The 18,870-nt window shown below is 40.1% G+C and carries 9 protein-coding genes; 5 read left to right on the forward strand and 4 right to left on the reverse strand.

What is annotated here, in order from left to right; all coding sequences use genetic code 11:
- Window positions 1-163: 163 nt before the first annotated feature.
- The gene (locus tag V7K40_RS15280; protein WP_334960957.1) at window positions 164-1,858 is read right to left on the reverse strand and encodes a multicopper oxidase; all 1,695 of its coding nucleotides are present in this window, start codon (window positions 1,856-1,858) and stop codon (window positions 164-166) included.
- 618 nt (window positions 1,859-2,476) lie between these two features.
- On the opposite strand from V7K40_RS15280, the gene ileS reads away from it, so the two are divergent.
- Together ileS and V7K40_RS15290 are read left to right on the forward strand one after the other, a co-directional pair.
- Window positions 2,477-5,356: an isoleucine--tRNA ligase gene (ileS, locus tag V7K40_RS15285; RefSeq protein ID WP_334960971.1), complete on the forward strand. Its 2,880-nt coding sequence runs from the start codon at window positions 2,477-2,479 to the stop codon at window positions 5,354-5,356.
- A 440-nt stretch (window positions 5,357-5,796) separates the two neighbouring features.
- Window positions 5,797-6,948 carry a histidine decarboxylase gene (locus V7K40_RS15290; protein WP_334960959.1) on the forward strand — a complete coding sequence of 384 codons (1,152 nt, stop codon included), beginning with the start codon at window positions 5,797-5,799 and terminating at the stop codon, window positions 6,946-6,948.
- Window positions 6,949-7,232: 284 nt separating this feature from the next.
- On the opposite strand, the gene V7K40_RS15295 is transcribed toward V7K40_RS15290, so the two are convergent.
- Both V7K40_RS15295 and V7K40_RS15300 read right to left on the reverse strand, forming a co-directional pair.
- Window positions 7,233-10,613, reverse strand: coding sequence for an EAL domain-containing protein (locus V7K40_RS15295; RefSeq protein WP_334960961.1), 3,381 nt, complete (start codon window positions 10,611-10,613; stop codon window positions 7,233-7,235).
- A 336-nt stretch (window positions 10,614-10,949) separates the two neighbouring features.
- On the reverse strand, window positions 10,950-11,834 hold the full coding sequence (locus V7K40_RS15300) for a ParA family protein (protein ID WP_334960973.1): 885 nt from the start codon (window positions 11,832-11,834) through the stop codon (window positions 10,950-10,952).
- 258 nt (window positions 11,835-12,092) lie between these two features.
- Here V7K40_RS15300 and speY point away from each other — a divergent pair, with 258 nt between their 5' ends.
- Window positions 12,093-13,268 (forward strand): deoxyhypusine synthase, encoded by a 1,176-nt coding sequence (gene speY / locus V7K40_RS15305; protein ID WP_334960963.1) that lies wholly within the window; start codon window positions 12,093-12,095, stop codon window positions 13,266-13,268.
- An 85-nt stretch (window positions 13,269-13,353) separates the two neighbouring features.
- Here the strand turns inward: speY and V7K40_RS15310 are convergent, their stop codons facing one another.
- Entirely contained in the window at window positions 13,354-15,261 is a 1,908-nt protein-coding gene (locus tag V7K40_RS15310; RefSeq protein ID WP_334960965.1) for an adenylate/guanylate cyclase domain-containing protein, read from the reverse strand.
- A 792-nt stretch (window positions 15,262-16,053) separates the two neighbouring features.
- On the opposite strand from V7K40_RS15310, the gene V7K40_RS15315 reads away from it, so the two are divergent.
- Together V7K40_RS15315 and V7K40_RS15320 are read left to right on the forward strand one after the other, a co-directional pair.
- Window positions 16,054-17,397, forward strand: coding sequence for a P-loop NTPase fold protein (locus V7K40_RS15315; protein WP_334960967.1), 1,344 nt, complete (start codon window positions 16,054-16,056; stop codon window positions 17,395-17,397).
- Window positions 17,348-18,870 (forward strand): tetratricopeptide repeat protein (locus V7K40_RS15320; protein WP_334960969.1); only part of this gene is annotated, 1,523 nt, incomplete at its 3' end. The genes V7K40_RS15315 and V7K40_RS15320, both read left to right, overlap by 50 nt.

An 18,870-nucleotide genomic window follows, 5' to 3' on the forward strand; every position in this document is an offset into this window, starting at 1 on the left:
GCTTCAAGTCGGCAGAGCCGCCCAACGCACTGGCTCCTTTTGAACGCCAGTTGCTTCAAGTCGGCAGAGCCGCCCAACGCACTGGCTCCTTTTGAACGCCAGTTGCTTCAAGTCGGCAGAGCCGCCCAACGCACTGGCTCCTTTTGACTTCCGCCTTGCGGTACTAGGGAGTTGCCACAACTTGAAAGCGTCGCATCATATCGAAGTCTTCGTGTTCTAAGATGTGACAGTGCCAGAGATAATACCCCGGTTTGTCGAAGGTGGCAATAATGCGAATAACTTCACCTGGGTTAACAACTACAGTGTCTTTCCAACCTTTCTCATAAAGTGGTGGAGGCTCAGGATTGCCGATTAGACCAGCGCTTTGTAGAAATAGCTTAGTCTTACGAGGGTCTTTGATAATTGGAGTTGCACTGCCAGCAAAATTCTGTCGATTTAAAATCAAGAAGGAAACCAAGTGCAAGTGAATTGGGTGTGGCTCCTGTGTCGTGTTGTATAATTCCCAAACTTCAGTTGTACCAAGTTTTGGTTTCTCAGTAGTTGGCTCGTCATAGCGCAATGAGCCATCAGCCAACGTACCTTGCTCTAGCAGCTTGCGACCGAATTCATCTGTATTTTCAAAAAGAACCAGTTGCCGAGTCAGTCCGGTTTGAGCAGGAGGTATAATCTTGTTAGGTAGCAACCGTGTTGTCAGTCCATCACTTTCAGTGGTATCAACTGTAGCATTTGGAACATTTGAAAGGGGTTGCTCGACCGCAATCTTCATTATCTGACCTGTCAGATCCAAATCAGCTTTATCATCAAAGTTCCTGATGATGAACTCTTTTCCCGCATCGCCAGTGAAGTCAACAATCACATCAGCGCGTTCACCTGGAGCAAGAACTAAATTTTCCAGCGCAACTGGTTTTTCTAATAAGCCTTGCTCAGTGCCGATTTCGTAAAACTTTTCCTTTGAGTCGTTGAAATTCAGGTTGTAGAAGCGCGAATTTGAACCGTTTGCCAAGCGTAAACGGTACTTTCTCGGTTCAACCGCCAGCTTTGGCCATGCCATACCATTTACTAGGATAAAATCACCATAGAAATTGGGCACTACACTTGGATATGAAGTATCTGGATAATTTGAACCAGGTGGGTAATAAAGCTGACCCTTGGCAGTGAAATCTCGATCCTGGATGATGAGTTCTTTCTCGTGGTCACCACTGGGCAAAATGTTGCGATTGATCAGATTAATCTCGTTGTTATCCCTTAGCAAGTAGAAGCCTAGAAGACCAGCGTATACACTTAAACGATTATTACTGAGAATGTGGTCGTGATATAAAAGTGTCGCTGCCCGCCTGTTGTCATTTGCATAACTATAGTTCTTTTTAACCCAACTGGGTCCGGTTTGGGAGAAATCTTGGGTAAACCAAGCTTCGGAATATCCGTCGCTAGTCCACTCAGTATGACCACCATGCACATGTGTCACTGTAGGTACAAGCCCTTTGGAAAGAGCGTTTTCAACCGATTTTGTAATGATGCTTTTGTCTACTGGGAAAATATGTCCAGTTTTTGGTAGTTTGTTGTCCCACAGGACTTCAATCGGTACGTCTTTTCGTGTCACGAATGTGGAACCTGGGTAAGTAACAGCCTTTTGCCCTCTTAAGCCATACCCCCAAACTTTTGTATTTAAGCGTGCATCATCCTTTGTACCATATATGCCATCTGCACCAGGACTGCTATATAGTCCAAGCCATTGCTTAGTTTCTCCCATCTGTACATCGAAGTGACCACCCTTTGTAGCATCTACTCTCCCTAGAGACGGCAATGAATTGATGAACTTCGGTTGAGTTCTTGGATCTAGCCGCGAATCAGCAGCCATAGTTACACTAAATTTGGAAAATATGATTCCAGCCAGTAGTGTTACAATAAAGACAAAGGGGAGATACAGTTTGAAGTTTCGCCTCCACTTACTTAGAAACAACTTGCTAGTCATAATTAATCTACTCCTTCAAAAATTTTTATTGATAGTAAGCTTGTGGAGATCCAATTACAAAATGCTACTTATGTCTAGTTTTTTACTAGGAATAATTTTCAGTGTACTTCAATAAAATTCCGTGAATTACACCTAAAACATACATAACTTATTTAGAACTTAAAAAAAATGATTTATTTTTTGTAATAGTTGACTTTTTCTTAGGGAATGTTCTTCTAATTAAACGAAATCTTTGGATAGGTAATAAGCGAACCCAGAAAAGTATACTACTTTGTGTTGATTAGCTCTCAACCTCCGCAAAATTGCTGTTTAGTCCCCTAATCGCCTAAAAGCGTTGCAGCTAAATGCAAGGTATGCCGATTTGAAGCGACTGCCCTATCACCGCCAAATCAATAGATTATGGCAGGAGCCTTTTCTTGAAAAAAGGTGGAATAGCATATTTTGGTTTTTATGCCATCTTCTATAATTGATAAAACCTGCACACCTAATTCTAGGCATGAGACTGTGACCGAACCAGGAAGTTACAAAGATACTGTAAACTTACCCAAGACTAACTTTGAGATGCGGGCAAACGCCATCAAGCGTGAGCCTGAAATCCAAAAATTCTGGGAAGAAAATAAAATTTACGATCGCCTCTCCAAAAATAACCCCGGCGAATTATTTATACTGCACGATGGGCCTCCCTACGCTAATGGCTCACTCCATATTGGTCATGCTTTAAATAAAATTCTCAAAGATATTATTAATCGCTACCAACTGCTAAAAGGGCGTAAAGTTCGCTACGTCCCTGGTTGGGATTGTCACGGATTGCCAATTGAGTTGAAAGTTTTGCAGAACATGAAGTCAGCAGAACGGCAAAATTTGACGCCTTTACAACTGCGCTTAAAAGCGAAAGAATTTGCCCTAACTACGATAGATAACCAGTGTCAAAATTTTAAACGCTACGGTATTTGGGGTGATTGGGATAACCCTTATCTAACTCTGAAGCCGGAATATGAAGCGGCTCAAATTGGTGTGTTTGGTCAGATGTTCTTAAAAGGCTACATCTATCGCGGTTTGAAGCCGGTTCACTGGAGTCCGAGTTCTCAAACCGCTTTGGCTGAAGCTGAGTTGGAATATCCAGAAGGTCACATTTCCCGCAGTATCTATGCAGCTTTTCCAGTTACAAGTTTGGCGGAAGCTGTAAAACCACTGTTGGCGGAATATCAGTCAGATTTGGGTGTAGCTATCTGGACGACTACACCTTGGACAATTCCGGGGAATTTGGCTGTGGCGGTAAATGCGGATTTGAACTATGCAGTGGTGGAATCCCACCCAGAGGTAAAAGCGCAGAGTAATTTCAAATACCTCATCGTTGCTGCTGATTTAGTGGAACGTTTATCTTCGACATTGGGAGTTGAGTTAACTGTAAAAGCCACGTTTAAGGGGAATGATTTAGAACAAACTACTTACCGTCATCCCTTATATGACCGTGAAAGTACAATTGTTGTCGGCGGTGATTACATTACCACTGAGTCAGGTACTGGGTTGGTACATACTGCACCCGGTCATGGTCAAGAAGACTACATTGTTGGTCAGCGCTACGGTTTGCCTATCCTTGCACCAGTGGATGACTATGGTAATTTTACCGAAGAAGCGGGACAATTTACGGGGTTAAATGTGCTGGGTGATGGGAATCAGGCGGTAATTGATGCCTTGACAGTGGCTGGTTCCTTGTTGAAGGAAGAAGCATACCCTCACAAGTATCCCTATGATTGGCGGACGAAAAAGCCGACGATTTTCCGCGCGACTGAACAATGGTTTGCTTCCGTGGAAGGATTTAGAGAAGAAGCGCTAAAAGCGATCGCAACAGTAAAATGGATTCCAGCCCAAGGTGAAAATCGGATCACGCCAATGGTGGCGGAACGTCCCGATTGGTGTATATCTCGTCAGCGAAGTTGGGGTGTACCAATTCCCGTTTTCTATGATGAAGCCACGGGAGAACCACTGCTGAATGAAGAAATTATCAACCACGTCCAAGGAATCATCGCTGAAATTGGTTCTGATGCTTGGTGGGAATTATCGGTTGAGGAGTTATTACCCCAATCCTATCGCCAAAATGGTAAGTCTTACCGCAAAGGTACAGACACAATGGATGTATGGTTTGATTCTGGCTCATCTTGGGCAGCTGTATTAAAGCAGCGTCCAGAGTTACGCTACCCCGCTGATATGTATTTGGAAGGTTCCGACCAACATCGCGGTTGGTTCCAGTCAAGCTTGCTCACTAGTGTAGCGGTAAATGACATTGCGCCTTACAAAACTGTGCTAACTCATGGCTTTGCTTTGGACGAACAAGGGCGGAAGATGAGTAAGTCAGAAGGAAATGTGGTTGACCCAAATACAATCATTGAAGGTGGGAAAAATCAAAAAGCAGAACCGGCTTACGGTGTAGATGTCTTGAGGCTGTGGGTATCATCGGTAGACTACTCCGGCGATGTCCGCATTGGTAAAAACATCATCAAGCAACTGAACGATGTCAGAGGCAAAATTCGCAATACAGCGCGGTTTTTGTTGGGTAGCTTGCACGATTTTGACCCGCAAAAAGATGCAGTCCCCTTCGAGGAATTGTCAGAACTTGACCGTTATATGCTGCACCGGATCACCGAGGTGTTTGAGGAAGTCACTGAAGCCTTTGAGAGTTTCCAATTCTTCCGCTTTTTCCAAACAGTGCAGAATTTCTGCGTGGTGGATTTATCCAACTTTTATTTAGATATTGCCAAAGATAGGTTGTATATCAGTGCAACCGATGCTTTTCGCCGTCGCAGTTGTCAAACGGTGCTGAAGATAGCAATAGATAATTTAGCACGAGCGATCGCTCCAGTATTATGCCACACCGCCGAAGATATCTGGCAATATCTCCCCTACAAAACACCCTACAAATCGGTGTTTGAAGCCGGTTGGGTGCAGGTAGAGGAAACATGGCGTAATCCGGAATTAGCAGAATTTTGGCAACAAGTCCGGCAAATTCGTACTGAGGTGAATAAGGTATTAGAGCAAGCCAGGATAGAAAAATTGATTGGTTCGTCTCTAGAAGCAAAAGCCTTGCTTTATGTAGCCAATGAAGATTTACGCTCCTCAGTAAAAGCACTAAATCCAGTTAGCGGTAACGGTATCGATGAACTTCGTTATCTGTTCCTCACCTCCCAAGTGGAAGTATTAGATACTCCAGAAGCACTGCAAGGCTTGAAATATAACTTGCAATCAGATAGCTGGGGAATTGGTGTAGTAAACGCAGATGGGGAAAAATGCGATCGCTGCTGGAACTACTCAATTCATGTGGGAGAATCAGCAGAACATCCCCTAATTTGTGAACGATGCGTTGCAGCTTTAGCCGGAGAGTTCTAAAAGCAAAAATCTAACATGCACTTTTAGCTTATGAAGTCCGCGTGGTGCGCTAGCAAGCGTGACATGCGGACTTGGTGTACATAGCCACGATTTCTAGTAAAGCAGGCGCGTAAATCCACTACCATTTCAATTAACAGTAAGTAATTTTGCTGCAATATTCTGTCCATACTTAAATGTCAAACTAACCCTTGAAGAGTTTGATTGAGATTGACATTATGGCTAAATCTCAGATTTAGGTTGGTAATAGTGCTTTTGAATGATAGAACACAAATAGACAAATCGTATGAGTATTTCCACTGAATATTAACTACGTACTTGTACTTAATTTTTTTTCAGAAAAAACTTAATTAATACTGATGTTGAGAAATTATAAAGACATTATATTAACGGCTAGAACTTCGACTAAAACATGAACTAGCTGAAATAGGAGATATAGAGATATGTCAGATAGAATTGCTAAAGAGTTAGCAGATTTTTTGTTGCAAATAGAACAGCGATCGCAGTTTCATGCAGGCTATCCATATAATTTAAGTTGTGATTACAGTGCGATCGCAAAATTTTTCAATTTCCTGTTAAATAATGCTGGAGATCCATATATCGAGCCAGATTTTGGTCTCCATTCTCGTAAGTTTGAACAAGAAGTATTATCTTTTTTCGCTGAACTCTATAAGATTCCAGAAAGTCAGTTTTGGGGTTATGTTACTGCTGGCGGAACTGAAGGTAATTTTTATGGAATGTTTTTAGCAAGAGAAATTTACCCTAATGGGATTCTTTATTCATCACAAGACTCTCATTACTCCATACCCAAAGCAGCCAAATTATTCCGCATCCAACATAATGTTGTTAATTCACAAATTAATGGAGAGATGAATTATGAACATTTTGAGCAACTAATTAGTGAAAATCGCAGTTATCCGGCGATCATAAATTTAAATATTGGGACTACTGTCAAGGGTGCGATTGATAACTTAGATAAAGTTCTAGAAATTTTAAAGCGCAATCAGATTAAAGATTATTACATTCATTGTGATGCTGCACTCTCAGGATTAATATTACCGTTTTTAGATGGCGCTCCGCAAGTTAACTTTCAAAAACCCATAGATAGTGTAGCTATTTCTGCTAAATTCATTGGTTCTCCATTACCTTGTGGTGTAGTTTTAACTAAAAAGAAATGGGTAGAAAAAGTTGAAACAATAATTGAATATATTGGTTCAACAGATACAACAATTCTGGGTTCTAGAAACGGCCATACTCCCCTGATTCTCTGGTATGCAGTGCAAACAAGAGGTGATGATGGATTAGCTAGAGAAGCAAAGACCTGTATTCATAATGCCCAATATCTTTTCCAACAACTTCAAATCAGAGAATATCCATGCATGTTAAATAATTTTTCCAATACTGTAGTGTTTCAAAAACCTTCTCAAAGGTTAATTAAAAAGTGGCAGTTAGCAGTTTTTGAAAATTGGGCACACATGATAGTCATGCAGAATATTGATCGGGATAAAATCGATATTTTTATTAATGAACTTTTATTAGAAGAAGGGTTAATTAATAACGCAGAACATTTCCAGCTACAGCCAGTACTACACTAATATAAATTATCAAGTGAAATTAATCGTCTAATTTTACGAGGTATTTTTATAAGAGGATGTTTGAAAAGTGGCAAAGTATACTATAAACCCCGCTTCTATTCATCTCCCCCACTCCTAAGAGGCTTTGAAACCTCTATTCCCGCACTTTGTGCCGCAATCTTAAAAATGCTTTTGCGTTTGCCAACGCTAACATAGGGAAGGCTTGCTAGGGGGGTTAGGTTTGGGAGGTGATTAACAACAATACTTTTCAAACATCCTTTAAACAGAATTTGAACCCAAGAATTTCAGGTCTTTAAAAAGTTTTTGTAGCACAAGTTGGCAGCAAGTAGTATTTCTACTTCTGCACATTCTATAGGTGGTAAGAAAAAATACCCTTGCCCATAATCACATTGCAAAGCCTTTAACTGTGCTAATTGCTCTACAGTTTCTATCCCTTCTGCTGTTACAGACATATTTAAATTATGAGCTAATGTCACAATAGCTCGAACAATTTCTGAATTTTCTCCTCGACTACCTATATTAGTGACGAAAGAACGGTCAATCTTAAGGGTTTTGATTGGTAGGCGATGCAGATAACTCAAGGATGAAAAGCCAGTACCAAAATCATCCATGTGCAACTCGATATTCAGCGCTGTTAACTGGGAAAGCACAGTGGTAGCTAATTCAAAATTATCCATCAACAAGGTTTCAGTAATCTCCAATTTCAAACTGGATGGCTTTAATCCAGTTTCCTGCAAAATATGTTTAACTTCTTTAAACACATTGGGTTGCGTGATTTGTCTACCAGAAAAATTTACACTAATTGTCAGGGGTAGTGAGGTAGGAAATTGTTTATGCCATATGTGCATTTGGTGGCACGCTTCATAAAGCACCCATTGCCCGATACTAACAATCATTCCAGTTTCTTCGGCCAGGGGAATAAAATCTTCAGGGGAAATAAGTCCTCGTTCTGGATGATGCCAACGTATCAGTGCCTCAAATCCAATAATTTTGCCAGTTGTGAGTGAAATAATTGGCTGGTAATTAAGGCTAAATTCTTTTTGCTTGAGCAGCGCGCTTCGCAGAGCAGTTTCTAACTCCAAGAGCAAAGATGCACTCTCGTGCATCTTTGGGTCAAACACTTCGTAGCGTGCCTTACCAAGTGATTTGGCACAGTACATTGCCACATCGGCATCCCGTAGAATCTGTGCTGCTTGCTCATAATCTGCTTTACTTAAAGCGATGCCAATACTAGCATTAGTAAACACCGTATGCTCATTTAATTTAAATGGCAAAGTTAGCACCTTTTTAATTCGCTCGGCTACCTCTATGGCGGTGCTGATATCTTCAATTTCCTCAATTAAGATTGTGAACTCATCTCCGCCAAAACGGGCAATTATGTCTCCAACTCGCAGAACTGACTTTAGCCGATGAGAAATTGCAATCAAAAGTTGATTTCCCTGTAGATGTCCAAGGCTGTCATTAACAACTTTAAAGCGGTCTATATCTAAGAAGAGTACGGCAAAAAAATAATTTTTTTGATCTTTAGTACGTTCTATCGCCTGCTGTACTCGCTCTATAAATAATCGTTGATTAGGTAATCCGGTTAGCCCGTCATGAAAACTAATGTGCAGTAATTGCTCTTGTGCTTCCTGACGCTTGATAATGTCTTTTTCCAGCTGTTTATTCACTTTAATAAGTTCAATGGTACGTTTTATAACCATCTGTTCAAGGTGATAACGATACTGAACTAATTCTTCCTCGATTAACTTCCGCTTAGTAATGTCACGGACAATAACAATATACTCTCGTAACTCGGAATTAAATGGCTGTGAAATAGTCGATTCAACAATTCGGAGATTTTCATTTATTTTTAAGGTTTGCTCACTCCTAATAGACCATTGCTCTGGTTTCCCGCGATAGGATATTAAAAGTTGATTCAAGTTTTGCCCAAGCAACTGCTGAACATTTGTTTGAAATAATTTTTCAGCAGCGGCATTTGTCTGACAAATTCTACCGTCTTCATCTAAGACTAAAACAGTATCTGGAACAGTATCGAGAGTAGTGATAAATAGGTTTCTTGCTTGTTTACGTGCCTCATCAATAGCAACAATTTGTGGTAGAGTTGTCCAGCAAGCGATCGCTACCCCCATAAAAGAAAGTGTCACAAGTAAAATAGCTAATAAAGAGTTTTGAGGATTATTAGAAAGTCTATCTAATAAATCGCGGATAACCCAACTGCTTGTGGCAGTAATACAAATTAATGATACTAAGACAATCACCTGTAGTACCACAAAGTCTGAGTTGTTTCTACTAGATCTAATGTCGTAACGCTGTGTCCACCATTGCGGGTGTAATGGCGCAAAACTTAAGCGACGTAGCCCTACATCTCCGATGTTCAGAACAATGGGTAATAATAATCCCACTAAGAAATTTTTCCAATTGCAAGCTAAACCTCCTACTATTAGAACTACCGCTTCTACAAAGAAAAAACCAAGTGACCACCAAGGCCATAACACCTGCGGTTTGTCCCGACACAGCCATAATCCCAAATGTAATCCCATAATGGACATGAGATAACAGGTGCCTGCTACTGTGACAAGTTGAGATATATCTCCCAAATTTAGACAAAGCAAACTGAGTAGAAAGGTAACTAAGATAGCAGGGCCAAGGACACCTTGACGTGAAACTAATGCAAATATGGGAGAAAGCTGTTTATCTAAGGCAAGTTGGTATAAGATCCGAGGAGAGTTGGAAACTGCTGTAGCAGAACTTAGAAGGCAAGATACACTAATCAGAAGTGTTACTAGAAAGGGGGCATGTTCACCCCAAAAAGGTTTAGAAGCCTCTACGAGATTGAAGAATACATCGTCTATTTTTGGATTTCGAGGCGAATACATTAATACCCAAGAACCACCTAAAAATACCGGAGGAATTAGCCAAGCAGCTACCTTTAAGAACTTTAAAGTTTTATATGGGTGGCGGCTATCAGCAACAAAAGAAGAAGTGGTTTCACAAGCATAAATTGAATAGCTAGCTAGAAAAAACCACTTTGCCCATTCTTCAAAACTTAACCTATCTGTGCTTGTTGGGATAAATTTAAAATTATCAGTTGAGGAGGCTAATGATACTATGCCTTGAGTACAAAACAAAAGAAGTAATAAAATTGCTGGTAATACAAAAAATAAATGCAGGAGCGTCAAAGCACGGTTGCCACTGAATGCCACAATAAAAGGAATCGCTGTAAATGCAACTTTTAATAAAGTTTCTGGGCAAGAAATACCTAATGGTTCAAAATTGACTTTAATTAGCTTTGTGAGAATAATTGCATACAGTGCCGGTGCTGCTGCCCAGCTAAAAAAGTATCCTAAGGCTACGTAACGACCTAAGCCAGGAAAGTTCTTTAATAACCTTGTGGTATAGTTTGGTGTTCCTCCAGCCACATCTGACCAATGTCTACCTAGACTTTGTACCTGCAAATTAAGTAAAAAAGAAATGATCGTGCCAAAAAACCAAACTAAGATCGCTTTAGGCCCTAACGCTGCATGAATCATGGGGGCAGTACCAATCCATCCTACATGACCCGTTAAGCCAAAGCCCCAGGTTTCGAGATAACTCAAAGTCCGTGGTAGGCGTATTACCAAGTGCTGATTTATCTCTTCGTGTACAGAATTGTTAGTAACCATTGTTTCTTAGTGAAATTTACTGGCCTTTTCACTCAATAGCTGAATCTCCCTGCATATAGCTTCAGTAGAACTGCTGAACTTATGGAAAGGATAACTTACTTATTACCACTTACCACTTTTTATTTTGGCAGACAATAAATAGCAACTCTAATTGATTTGGAAAAATCGAAAGGTTCAGATTTCCGACTTATTTAACAAGTCGGAAATCGTGTTATAGCAATCCTATTTGATTTGTTAAAATCGCCATTTTCAAATTTCCAACTTTTTAAAAAACTCGCGGATCTTGTTTTTTACAAATGATTTAGGATTGCTATATTTCCAAACGGTTTAATTTTGCTATAGCTTTTGCAACAACTCCTGAGTTAACTGAAAGAACGCTTTTGAACCAGCTGATTGAGGAGCAATTAAAACAGCTGGCATAAAACTATCAACAGCCTTAGCAACATTGACATCAACTGGTATTTGTACCTTACAAATTTTTTCTACACCGAAATCTTCAACAACGCGGTGCATCACTTGTTTATAGTATCTGCCGGTGAGAAGGTTAGCGCTGGACATGCTGAATACAATTCCCAGCATTTTTATATCTATCTTGGTTTCATGCCCGTGACTATCTTTTAATTGGGCAATGCGTCTTTCCAGCAGTTGAATACCCACTATAGATAAGGGTTCTGGTTTAGCAGGAAGTATGTAGAAATCGCTGGCAGCTAAAGCACTACGAGTCAATAGATTATAGCCTGGTGCACAATCGAGAAGGATAAAATCATACTCTTGACGGACTGATTTTAAGATGTTATTAATCAGGACTCTTTCAAAGCGATTCCAAACCATTTCAAAGTCCTGTTCACCCAAAGCAGTTGCTTGTTGATGGAGCATTTCTGACACAAGAAATTCATCATACAAGTCGATATCTCCTGGTAACAAATCCAGCCCCATAAGATTACAAACCTGAGATTGAATGATATCTTTAATTGTCAATTTTGCTTGTGGGTCTGGATTGATAACTTCGTCTATTAAATACCTAAATGTCTTACTTTGTTTACGACGCTTGGCAAAATCTAAAGGCGACATCAAACTGAGTGTGGCGCTAATTTGGGTGTCTAAATCCAGAACAAGCACCCGCTTGCCATGATTTTTAACTAAACAGGTAGCTAAGTTGACGGTGAGGGTGGTTTTACCAACGCCACCTTTCATATTTGCAGTAGCAATTACATATCCCATTGGTTGAGTCCTCTGTTGACACATTCCCATCTAGCTAGCGTACACCTCTCTCGATCTATTAAATCTTCCATTAAATTTAATATTTTCGGAAACTCTTTTCAGCGAGATTGCCTCAATTGTAGGCGTTGAGGTCTGTGACACGATTTAATCTCAGCGTCGTAGTGTTTTTTGATAATATGGGCTAGTTAAATTGCTGTTACTTTGCTTGAAACCTAGATAACATTAGATTCGGCGTGTTTACTGTTCGGGAGTGCCAAAATGTCTAAACAGCTGGGTCAAAAAATTGCACCGACACCTATATCAAATGATATCAATGTGGTGGATTTGATTGATCAATACTTCACCGCTTACAACTCAGCCCGGTTGCGGGAAATCTGCCAACTACTGAGTCGTGATGTGCTAACGGAAGGTGTCACAGTGGGAGTTAGCCTTTCCGGTGCGATGACACCAGCAGGATTCGGGGTTTCAGCACTTGCACCCTTAATTCGCAATGGCTTTATTGACTGGATGATTAGCACTGGTGCAAATCTTTACCACGATATGCACTACGGTTTAGGTTTTGATCTCTTTGCTGGTAATCCGTTTTTGGATGATGTGAAACTGCGTCAGGAAGGCACTATTCGCATTTATGACATTATCTTTGGTTACGATGTGCTGCTGGAAACTGATGCGTTCATCCGCAAGATTTTGCAAGGAGAAGCGTTTCAGAAGCGGATGGGAACTGCTGAGTTTCACTATTTACTGGGTAAGTATGTTCGGGAAGTAGAAAAGCAACTGGGTGTGCAGCATTCCTGCTTGCTTGCTACAGCTTATGAGTATGGCGTGCCTATATATACGTCTTCTCCAGGAGATAGCTCAATTGGGATGAACGTGGCGGCTTTAGCTTTGGAAGGTTCGCAGTTGGTGTTAGATCCATCAATTGACGTAAATGAGACGGCTGCGATCGCATATAATGCCCGTGAATCAGGAGGTAAAAGTGCGGCTATAATTCTCGGTGGCGGTAGTCCGAAAAACTTTTTGTTACAAACTCAACCGCAACTTCACGAAGTATTAGGACTAGAAGAACGAGGACACGATTACTTTGTGCAGTTTACCGATGCGCGTCCAGATACAGGCGGTTTGTCTGGAGCAACCCCATCGGAAGCCGTCAGCTGGGGTAAGATTGACCCGGAAGAGTTACCTAACACAATTGTTTGTTATACCGATAGCACGATCGCTCTACCACTGGTAACAGCATACGTCTTGAACAAGTGCCAGCCTCGTCCCCTGAAGCGTGTGTACGACAGGCGAGAAGCCATTTTGGATAAACTCCAAAAAGACTATCTAGCAGCCAAAACCCGACCTTCAGATCAGGTTCCAGCAGCAGTGGCTGAAAATGCTTCACAGCAAACAGCGACTTATCCCTGTGGTCGGCTAATTCCGAATACTCATTAGGGAGTGGGGAAGAGGCAGGGGGGCAGGGGGAGATGAGGGAGTGAGGGAGAAGAATTAATAACCAATGACTAATGACTAATACCCCTCATCTCTTCCTTCCAATCAACAAATAAGTTGTCATTTCCCCTTTGCCTTTAACTTCGATTTCACCCCGCTTTTCAAATAAAAATTCATCACACAAAGACTTATAAGTATCTTCTGTAACCTGGATTTTATTTACAAGACCTTGGGACTCCATACAGCTAGCGATATTTATCGTGTCTCCCCAGAGATCATAAGTAAAGTTGTTGAAGTTAATTACTCCCGCCATTACGGAACCGCTATGGATGCCGATACGGATATTGAAGTTTTGGTTATTCTCAGTATTAAATAGAGCGATCGCAGTTTGCATGTGCAATGCCATTTGGGCGATCGCTTGAGCATGATCCAGGCGGCGTGTGGGTAAGCCACCAACTACCATATAAGCATCGTTAATGGTTTTGATTCTCTCTAAACCATGTTGTTCGGTGAGGCGATCGAAAGCTGAGAAAATTTGCTTGAGTAAGTTTACCACTTGAATTGCACTCATAGAAGCAGCAATTTCGGTAAAGCCGACAATATCTGCAAATAAAACTGTGACATCAGCAAAGTCTTCGGCAATGTTAGCTGGTTCTTGTTTCAAAGGTTTGGAGATTGCGGCTGGCAAAATATTCAGCAATAAACGTTCGGTTTCTTTCTGCTGATGGCGCAGCGCTTCTTCTGCTGCTAGTCGCTGGGTGACATTGCGAAAAATGCCGCGAACCGCAACTGGATGACCTTCGACAAATTTACAGTTAACATTACCTTCTAGAAAGATTGTTTGACCGTCTTTAGTAACGAATGCGGATTTTATTTGATTGAACTTTTCTCCTGACAGCAGGCGATAAAACCTTTGCAAACAGTCTTGTTTACACTCTGGATGTATAATATCGAAAATAGTCATATTCGCAATTTCAGCTTCGCTATATCCCAAAGTTTCTCGCCATGCGCGATTTACATACAAAAAACGACCAGAGGCATTGACCGATTGAATCAGGTCATTAGCATTTTCAAATAAATCTCGATATCGTTCTTCACTTTCTACAAGTGCATCTTCTGCTTGTTTGCGTTTGATAAACTGGGCGATTTGACTACCAATCGAACCCACCAGTTGCAATAGGTCTTTATCTTTTGGTTGTATGTCTCGGCTAAAGAAAACCATCACTCCTAAGATTTCACTATCGTCTAAGATGGGGAAGCCAAAAGCTGCGTGTAATCCAGCCTCAGCAGCAGGTTGCGATCGCCTTTTGTCTCCATCTTCTGTGATATCTTGAATCCACAAGGGCAAACGTCTGATCCAAATTCGACCAGGTAAGCCAACACCGGGTGTATAGGTAGTTTGCCAGGTGATTGCTTTAAACTCTCGCACAGAAATTACTCGACTTGACCAAATTTCCACACACCTTAATACTGCATTAATGCTGTCTCCCTGTACCGATGTGCCAATATATTGACTTGCTGTCCAAAGTTCACCTAAATCCCATCCCAAATTTTGACAAATCGACTGCAAAATTTGCGGAATTCCCTGCTTTACACTTTGGGATTCTGATAAGATCCGAGTGATAGCATACTGGGTACTTGTACGCTGTTCCCGGTGCTGCCGAGCAGTAACATCCCGACCAATGTAGACAATATCTTCTAATCCTTTTCTTTTTTTCGGAATTACTGAACAAGAAAAAGCAATCAACCGTTTTTCTCTAGTTTTAGTTCGACAAACTACCTCGAAATTCTGGGAATTTTGCTTAAAATAAGAATGTCGATAAATGGCTTGTGTTAATACTTGATTATCATCAATTATCAGTGACATTGGTTGATTAATTAATTCTTCTTCACTAAAACCAAATAATTTTTGAGCAGCACGATTTACTTTTTTTATTTCTCCTAAGTTACTGGTTATAAATAAAGCATCTGCAATTGCAGTAATTACTTGTTCCATCTAATTTTTGTATGATATTAAAGCACTTGATAGCAGATTTTTTTAATTGGCTTGCTATGCTAAGTTTTATTTTAAAACTAGCACATCCTCAATTACAACAATTAATTTATTATATTGTTTATTGATCATCTAGATAGATATTTGTATATAGATGTAATTTCTGCTCTAAATATTGTCTAATTACTTGTAATTAAAATAGTTCCTACTCCCCTTCCAGGAGAGCTTTTAAGAGATTTTCAAGCCCGATAAACTTAATAAAACTTAGCCTGACATCTTTTTTGCGTATCACCTCCTCAGGACGTTCTGGAAACCGTTGTACTTGCTCAGATGTATCTATGATGCAGAAATTATCATCCAGTTTTAAGTGTTAAAATTTATGTAGAGAAGAAGGTTTGTTTAAAATAAATCAGTGTAGTTGAGCGAAAACGACCATAAGCAACCTTTTGATTTGGTTGAGCAGAATTAAGTAAGCGTAAATAATATATATTCTCTCTTTTGGAGGATTGACAATTGAATATAATTCTGAACGTTATCAGCAGCTTATATTCAATAACGCGGTTCATAAACGATCGCCATTTTAACAAAACCACTACCAATACAGTTCGGTTAACGTTTTAATATTTTGAACATCCTAACAACAAGCCTTTTTTAAGGGATGTTTTTGTTTAATGTATAAAATAGTACAAAACTTTTAAATTTAAAAAGTAAATTTTTATCAGATGTAATGTTGCACAGCGATCGCCTAAAATTTAAGATTGAGAAAGTCATATTTATAAAGTTAGTCAAAACCCGATGAATCACCAGCGTGCTAATACTCTAAAAGCTGCATTTCAAGTTTGTAATGTTGAACCGCTAGAGGGTGCAGAGATGGAGCGTTACTATGTTGATTTATCAGCAGTCCGCAAAACTTCAGCTATTGACAGCGTTAGTACGATTTTAGACTTTCAAGAACCCGCAGATTTCAGCACAATTTTGTTTACCGGACATCGCGGCTGTGGCAAAAGTACAGAGTTAAAACGCATTCAGAACCAATGGGAAAAAGAATACCACGTAATTTATTTAGAAGTGAACGAAGAAACAGATATTAATGATGCTAATTATACAGATTTATATTTAATTGTCATCAAACAAGTAGAATTTGAGTTGCGTAAATTAGGTTTAAAATTTGATCCTCAACTTTTAGAAAACTTTGAATCTTGGTTTAAGGATATTACTAAAGAAACAGAAGAAACTGTAGAAAAGTCTGTCAGTATTCAGGGAGAAGCGACTCTGAAACCAGAAGCTCCATTTATCGCTAAATTAATGGTCAAATTACTGGCACAAATTAAAGGTTCTGATAAGCAAAAAACTACTATTCGCCAAACTTTAGAAAAAGACCTATCACGTCTCAAGGCAGATATTAACCTTTTATTAGGAGATGCCTACGTTAAACTCAGAAAAAAATTACCTCAATGTAAGGGTTTATTGATTATTTTTGACAACATGGATCGTGTACCACCGACGATCGCAGAACATTTATTTTTTGACTATGCAGCTCAGTTACAAGAATTAGACTGCACGATAATTTATACAGTTCCAATTTCTGTGCTTTGTTCGCCTAAAAACCCACTCAATCAGTTTGATGGTAATCCTCATATTGTCCCAATGGTGAATATTTATGAATTTGAACGCGATCGCTGCCATTTAAACTACAATCAAACGGGACTAGAAGCAGTTGCGAGTGTGATTGAAAAACGGGTAGATATTGATGCTGTATTTGAATCTCGCCAGCAATTGCTAGATTTAGCAAAAGCCAGTGGAGGACATGTCCGCCAATTAATGCAGATGATGCGGACTGCTTGCCAAACTGCTAGTACTCGCAAACATCCCAAAATTATTGCCGAAGATATTATCTATGCTGTGAAACAACAGCAATTTAGTTTTGAAAGGTTTATTCCTGAAGAACATTATGCGTTTTTAGCCCAAGTGTGTATAACCAAGAATGTCAGCAAAGATGATATCGGTCAGTTAATGCTGTTTAACACTTCAGTTTTGGAATACAACGGCGAGAAACGGTGGAATTATCCCAATCCAGTGGTGAAGCAAAATGAATTCTTCCAGAAAGCCCTCGCATCCGCACTCGCAGCGCAACCTTAGTTCAGAAATTGGGTCGTTTATCGCCCTTAATCAAGAGGTATTTGCTGAATTAGTCACCTTTGTAGACTTTGCAGAAAAGTTTACCATTGGGTTTGTGGAAATTAATTTTCCCCCAGATGCAGAAATATTAGTTGAGGCGCTAAAGACAAATCCTGATTGTCGGGATATTCGGTTTGTGACTCTGAATTTTTCTGATACAAATTTGCGATTTCTCCGGGATGAAATTGTCAATAAATTACCAACTATTGAGATAGAATATAACAAAAAATTAGTCTTGATTGTACAAGGTTTAGAAAAGTCTATTGGCGTGTATGGAGACTATCCGCCAGTTTTACAAGACCTGAACTTTGTCCGAGATGCTTATAAAAGAACTGTTCCTTATCCCATTTTGTTTATTCTGCCAGATTATGCCCTGACTCGGTTAGCCAAATTTGCTCCTGATTTTTGGGCTTGGCAATCGGGGATGTTTCGGTTTCAAACACCTCAAATTACCAAAGATTATGCGATTAATGAAACTCAAAATACTGAGAGAATTATAAACAAATTAGAACCACCAGAAAAGCAAGAGCGGATCGATTTATTACACCGCCTGCTAATGGAATATAAACCTACTGGACATCATCCAACAGGAGAAAATCTTCGCAACTGTAGTAATATTTTGCATCAGCTAGGAATCGCTTATCTGAGTAAGATAGAACCTATCAAAGCTAGAGAATATTTAGAAGAAGCTGAAAAAATAGCTAATGAGTTTCAAGATTCTACCTTTCATGCTGAAATACTCAACACATTAGGAAAATCTTATTCTCAGCAAAGGCAATTTGATACAGCGATCGCTTATTATCAAAAATCTTTAAGTATTTCACAACAACTTCAGAATCCTCGCGGCGAAATTGCTGCTTTGTTGAAACTTGGCAATGCTTACTTAGAATTGAGACAATTTACACAGGCGACAACTTTCTATCAACAGCGTCTAGAAATTGAGCAACAAATAGGCGATCGCTATTCTTCTGCTGGCACCTACCACCAGTTGGGAATGGTTGCCCAAGAATTGCGGGAATTTGAGGAGGCGCGGCGCAATTACCAACAAGCTTTGGCCATCTGTATCGAATATGGCGATCACTACAACCAAGCTAAAATATACCACCAGTTAGGAATAGTTGCCCAAAAATTGCGTGAATTTGAGGAGGCGCGGCGCAATTACCAACAAGCTTTGGCTATCTATATCGAATTTGGCGATCGCTATTCTTCTGCTGGCACTTACCACCAGTTGGGAAGAGTTGCCCAAGATTTGCGTGAATTTGAGGAGGCGCGGCGCAATTACCAACAAGCTTTGGCTATCTATATCGAATTTGGCGATCGCTATTCTTCTGCTGGCACCTACCACCAGTTGGGAAGAGTTGCCCAAGATTTGCGTGAATTTGAGGAGGCGCGGCGCAATTACCAACAAGCTTTGGCTATCTATATCGAATTTGG

Source organism: Nostoc sp. (genome assembly GCF_036917195.1).
Classification (GTDB): domain Bacteria; phylum Cyanobacteriota; class Cyanobacteriia; order Cyanobacteriales; family Nostocaceae; genus Nostoc.

Coding starts and splice junctions, on each gene's coding strand:
- V7K40_RS15280 (WP_334960957.1), bottom strand. CDS start 1,858: ATGGCTGCTGATTCGCGGCTAGATCCAAGAACTCAACCGAAGTTCATC.
- V7K40_RS15290 (WP_334960959.1), top strand. CDS start 5,797: ATGTCAGATAGAATTGCTAAAGAGTTAGCAGATTTTTTGTTGCAAATA.
- V7K40_RS15295 (WP_334960961.1), bottom strand. CDS start 10,613: ATGGTTACTAACAATTCTGTACACGAAGAGATAAATCAGCACTTGGTA.
- V7K40_RS15300 (WP_334960973.1), bottom strand. CDS start 11,834: ATGGGATATGTAATTGCTACTGCAAATATGAAAGGTGGCGTTGGTAAA.
- speY (WP_334960963.1), top strand. CDS start 12,093: ATGTCTAAACAGCTGGGTCAAAAAATTGCACCGACACCTATATCAAAT.
- V7K40_RS15310 (WP_334960965.1), bottom strand. CDS start 15,261: ATGGAACAAGTAATTACTGCAATTGCAGATGCTTTATTTATAACCAGT.
- V7K40_RS15315 (WP_334960967.1), top strand. CDS start 16,054: ATGAATCACCAGCGTGCTAATACTCTAAAAGCTGCATTTCAAGTTTGT.